Consider the following 4,581-nt stretch of genomic DNA (forward strand, 5'->3'; position numbering starts at 1 on the left):
ACCGAGCCCACCCCCACCCAGCCCGCTACCTGGGGTATTAAGACTGGAGCCGCAACCATACAGCGCGAGTAATGTAGACGCCGCAACAGCGATGGCTGTCCGGCCGATGATTTTTTGCATGATGTCCCCGTAGAATGACTATTGGTGGGGCCATCGCTGCAAGTTGCGCGCCAATTGCGATTTATAGTTTCATATCGACAATGGTCTGCAAATAAATCTAACTGATTAAGAAATAGAGAATTTTTAGCGCCGAAAACGGGATTTTGCCGAAGCGCTCCCAGCTGTGTTCCGCGCGCGTGCTACGTAACGTGTCCGCTGTCCGTAACGGCGCGCGGAGCCGCCGCCGAACACCCTGGCGACTCCGCTATCCCTGCGCCACACGCTGATTAAAACGCAGCAGGCCACACGTCGATTAAAACGCGGCGGTATAGATAGCCAACGCGTCGGCCTCGCTAACCGGGCGTGGGTTATTCACCAGAAGCCGCGTTTGCAACATCGCGTCGCTCGCCATCCGCTCGAGTCCGCTACGTTCAATGCCGACATCGCGCAAGCGCGCCGGAATCGCCGTCGCGGCAATCATCTGTTCGAGCCGCTCGATCAACGCCATCGTCCTGCTTTCGGCGCTACCCGTCAGGCCGGGCACGACCACATCGGCGAGTTCAGCATAGAGATGAGCCGCCGCGTCGGCGTTAAAGCGCAACACATGCGGCAGCACGAGCGCATTCGAAAGACCGTGCGGGACGTGATAAATGCCGCCGATCGGATACGCGAGCGCATGCACCGCGGCCACCGGCGAATTGGCGAACGCCTGGCCCGCGAATGCCGCGCCGAGCAACATCGCTTCGCGCGCTTCGCGGTTCTGGCCGTTTTCGCACGCGGGCAGCAGATTGCGCGACAGGAGCTCAAGCGCCTTCACCGCCAGCAGGTCGGAAATCGGGTTCTTCAAATGCGCGGACGTGTACGCCTCGATCGCGTGAACCATTGCGTCGACGCCGGTTGCCGCAGTTGCCGCAACCGGCAGCCCGAGCGTGAGTTCCGCGTCGAGAATCGCCAGATCGGCGACCAGCTGCGGCGCGACCACGCCCATCTTCTTCGCTTCGCCCACGGTCACGATCGACACGGCAGTGACTTCGGAGCCGGTGCCCGCGGTGGTGGGCATCTGCACGAGCGGCAAGCGCGACACCGTGACCTTGTTGACACCGTACATCTCACTGAGCGCCTGCTGCTGTTGCGGAGCCAGCACGGCGATCAGCTTCGCCACATCCATCGACGAACCGCCGCCCAGTCCGAGCACGATCTCCGCGCCGGCCTGACGCGCGCGCGAGGTTGCCTCGAGCACGATGTGCTCCGGCGGATCGGCGATCACGTCGTCGATCACGGTCGCGTTCCAGCCCTGTGCCGCGAGATCGGCGAGCGCCGGATTCAGCAGCCCGCTCTTGTGAAGGAAACCATCCGTCACCACGCACAAGCGTGTGAGCGAAGGAAATTGCGCGCGCAACAAAGCGCCGAGGCGGCGCGCCGCGCCGAACTCGACGACCATCGTCGGGACGGTTTGAAACCGGAATGCGTTCATCATGCGGTGTCTCCAGGCACCATGTGGCTCGTAACCTCGCGCCGGTCGAGAAGCGGAATGATGGTGCCGACGCCGAGCCTCTGGAAGTGCGGGGTATCGCGATGCACGGCCAGGCCATCGGCGTCACTGTACTGTTCGAGAATCACGAAGTGATCGGGATCGACCGGCGAACGGAAGAATTCGTAGTAGAGATTTTTCGGCTCCGCGCGGGTTGCCGCCGCGAGTTCCGTAAGGGGCTTCACAATCGCGTCGCCGTTGCCAGGCTTGGCGAAATAATGCGCGATCACCTGCAGATAAGCATGGGCCATCAATCAATTACTCCAACAAGATGGGACCTTCAACGTTCAGGGCCCGGATTCCACAATTCGCTGTCTCTGGTCGATACCGCGAGCGTGCCACTCGTCAACGCATCGGTCACGTCGCGCTGATTGCAGACGAACCCGAGGTGAAGATCGGCAGCAAATTCTTGCGGTCCTGCGCGGACCGACGCGAGCGCATCGACGCACATATGAGTTGTACCAGATTCGGATCGAGTCGCACTCTCCGGAAGCAGATCTGCAGTATCGCAATTTCATCAGATGAAACTATCAGGAATGTAAGCTTATTCTAATTCTTGATTGAGAATGATTCGCGTTTACGTTAGATTGACCGTCTTCCTTCAGAAATACGGAGCGATCATGGCTGAGGTGCTCATCCGGCGGGAGCCTTCCACAGCGATACCGATGTCTGTTTTCAACGCCGGCGTCGCCCATCCTCCGAGGCAGCGGCGGGCGCGCAGCCAATCCCGAGCTGTCGATCTGGAACAGGACACGCTGCTTGGCGTGCTGATCGCCAACCGGCCCATGCTTGTCAATCTGGCGCGCGGCTTTGTGGGTTGTGCGAGTCTCGCGGAAGACGTGGTGCACGACGTCTTCATCAAACTGGTGGACTTCCCGGATCAGGATGCCGTGCGGCAACCCCTGGCCTATGTCACCCGCATGGTGCGCAATGCGTCGATCGATGCATTCCGCCGCCAAAGCCTCGAAAACACCTATCACGCCGACGAAGACGACGGCCTGCACGTGCCTTCGCCGGAGCCTTCGCCTGAAGCGGTGCTGCTGGTGCGGGACACGCTGCGCCATGTCTACAACGCGCTCGAGCAACTGCCGCCGCGCAGCCGCGCGGCCTTCGAGATGGTGCGCTTGCGTGAGGAAACATTGCAGAGTACGGCGCGCGCGCTCGACGTCTCGCAAACGCTCGTGCATTTCATGGTGCGCGATGCCGAGAAGCATTGTGCCGACTGCCTCGACGCCAGCAATCGCGGCGTGGCCGGTCCCATTTTCTGCAGCGGCCGCGCCCGGCGGCGGTAAAAAAGCACGCGCATCAAACGTCAATCGAGTAGAGGCGGTGGGCGAGCGAGAGGTTGCCGCCGCTGTTCCGGAGTAGCGCATCGGCAATCTGCTGAGGCATCCTGACCATTCATCGACTGGGCCATTCATCATGACGCAAGCACAGCAAACTCATCCCGCCGCAGCAGACGAGGCGGACGATCCCGTCTATACGGTCGTTATCAATGACGAAGCGCAGTACTCGATCTGGCCGACGTTCCGAGCGGTGCCGGCGGGCTGGCGCGAAGTGGGCGTGAGCGGACCGAAGGCCACCTGCCTCGCGCATATCGACACGGTATGGACCGATATGCGTCCGGCCAGCTTGCGCCGTCACATGGACGAGGCCGCCTCGAAGGCGAGCGCCGCGTAATCGGACACGTCCGGACACGCGCCGGGCCACGTCGCTTCTGCAGGAGGATTTCGCATGACCATGCTTTCGATGCCGCTCCCCACGCTCGCCGACCTGTCGATCGAGCCGGGCTTGCCGACTGTCGTCTCGCCGCGTTCGGGCGTGGAGATTTCACTGGAAGAGGCCGTGACGCTGCTGCATGCGATCGCCGACGACACGCTCGAGCGGGCCGGCGGCGTGCTGTTCAGCGGCTTTCGCGTGGCCTCGATCGAGACCTTTCAGAGCTTTGCCGGTTCGTTCGGGCATCCGTTGATCGGCTACGAATTCGCTTCCACACCGCGCAGTCAGGTGGAAGGTGCGGTGTACACGTCGACGGAATATCCGCCGCATCGCTCGATTCCGTTGCACAACGAGCAGTCGTACACGCGCGAGTGGCCGCTGCGCATCTGGTTTCACTGCGCGCTCGCCGCGCGCGTGGGCGGCGCGACGCCGATTGCCGACAGCCGCGCAATCTATCGGGCACTCGACCCGGCGCTCGTCGCACGCTTTGCGAAACGCGAGCTGCTGTACATACGCAACTTTGGTCAAGGGCTCGACCTGCCGTGGGAACAGGCGTTCGGTTCGGACGACCCGAGCGTGGTCGAGCGGATTTGCCGCACACGTGGCATCGATTGCGAATGGCGCGACAGTGAAGACGGCGAACTGCTGCTGCGTACGCGCGAACGCTGTCAGGCGGTCGCGCGCCATCCGCGCACCGGCGAGATGGTCTGGTTCAATCAGGCGAATCTGTTCCACCTCTCGTCGCTCGATGAAGATATGCAGGAAGCGTTGATCGATTCGGTCGGACTTGAAAACGTGCCGCGCAACGTCTATTACGGCGACGGCGAGCCGCTCGAAGCGGAAGCGCTCGCGGAAATCCGTGGCGTGCTCGATCTGCAGCGCGTTGTGTTTCCCTGGTTGACGGGCGACGTGCTGATGCTCGACAACATGTTGACGGCGCACGCGCGCGATCCGTTCGAAGGGCCGCGCAAGGTGGTCGTCGCGATGGCGCAAAGCTATAGCGAAGGTCACAGCAAAGGCTCGGGTGCAGACACGATCGCAGCACAAGGCGCGATCGCGGATAGAAGCGAAGGCGGCCAGCGGACGGCCGCGCAATGACGAACATGCAGGGCGCGGCACTCGCGGCGCATTCGCTGACGGTCGGCTACCGCGATCATGTGGTGCTCCATGGTCTGAACCTGACGATCGCGTCTGGCCGCGTCACCGCATTGTGCGGCCCGAACGGCTGTGGA

5 protein-coding genes and 1 pseudogene are annotated in these 4,581 nt (G+C 62.3%); 4 read left to right on the forward strand and 2 right to left on the reverse strand.

Annotated features, from left to right (window positions below; translation table 11 throughout):
- Positions 1–412: 412 nt before the first annotated feature.
- Together QOC89_RS19865 and QOC89_RS19870 are read right to left on the reverse strand one after the other, a co-directional pair.
- A complete protein-coding gene (locus QOC89_RS19865; protein WP_323046590.1) occupies positions 413–1,573 on the reverse strand; it encodes an iron-containing alcohol dehydrogenase in 1,161 nt (386 codons plus the stop codon).
- Entirely contained in the window at positions 1,573–1,881 is a 309-nt protein-coding gene (locus QOC89_RS19870; protein WP_323046586.1) for a putative quinol monooxygenase, read from the reverse strand. The genes QOC89_RS19865 and QOC89_RS19870 overlap by 1 nt, the downstream gene beginning before the upstream one ends.
- A gap of 369 nt (positions 1,882–2,250) precedes the next feature.
- Here QOC89_RS19870 and QOC89_RS19875 point away from each other — a divergent pair, with 369 nt between their 5' ends.
- The 4 genes and pseudogenes from QOC89_RS19875 to QOC89_RS19890 form a co-directional block, all read left to right on the forward strand.
- A complete protein-coding gene (locus tag QOC89_RS19875) occupies positions 2,251–2,922 on the forward strand; it encodes an RNA polymerase factor sigma-70 (RefSeq protein WP_323046587.1) in 672 nt (223 codons plus the stop codon).
- 130 nt (positions 2,923–3,052) lie between these two features.
- The gene (locus QOC89_RS19880) at positions 3,053–3,310 is read left to right on the forward strand and encodes an MbtH family protein (protein WP_323046588.1); all 258 of its coding nucleotides are present in this window, start codon (positions 3,053–3,055) and stop codon (positions 3,308–3,310) included.
- 54 nt (positions 3,311–3,364) lie between these two features.
- Positions 3,365–4,447: a TauD/TfdA family dioxygenase gene (locus tag QOC89_RS19885; protein ID WP_323046589.1), complete on the forward strand. Its 1,083-nt coding sequence runs from the start codon at positions 3,365–3,367 to the stop codon at positions 4,445–4,447.
- A pseudogene (locus QOC89_RS19890) lies at positions 4,444–4,581 on the forward strand (ABC transporter ATP-binding protein); the annotation flags it as partial. The gene QOC89_RS19885 and the pseudogene QOC89_RS19890, both read left to right, overlap by 4 nt.

It is taken from the genome of Paraburkholderia sp., from assembly GCF_034668105.1.
Lineage (GTDB): Bacteria > Pseudomonadota > Gammaproteobacteria > Burkholderiales > Burkholderiaceae > Paraburkholderia.

Bases quoted from the DNA above. Each gene is read 5' to 3' on its own strand.
- QOC89_RS19875 (WP_323046587.1), top strand. From the start codon at position 2,251: ATGGCTGAGGTGCTCATCCGGCGGGAGCCTTCCACAGCGATACCGATG.
- QOC89_RS19870 (WP_323046586.1), bottom strand. From the start codon at position 1,881: ATGGCCCATGCTTATCTGCAGGTGATCGCGCATTATTTCGCCAAGCCT.
- QOC89_RS19885 (WP_323046589.1), top strand. From the start codon at position 3,365: ATGACCATGCTTTCGATGCCGCTCCCCACGCTCGCCGACCTGTCGATC.
- QOC89_RS19865 (WP_323046590.1), bottom strand. From the start codon at position 1,573: ATGAACGCATTCCGGTTTCAAACCGTCCCGACGATGGTCGTCGAGTTC.
- QOC89_RS19880 (WP_323046588.1), top strand. From the start codon at position 3,053: ATGACGCAAGCACAGCAAACTCATCCCGCCGCAGCAGACGAGGCGGAC.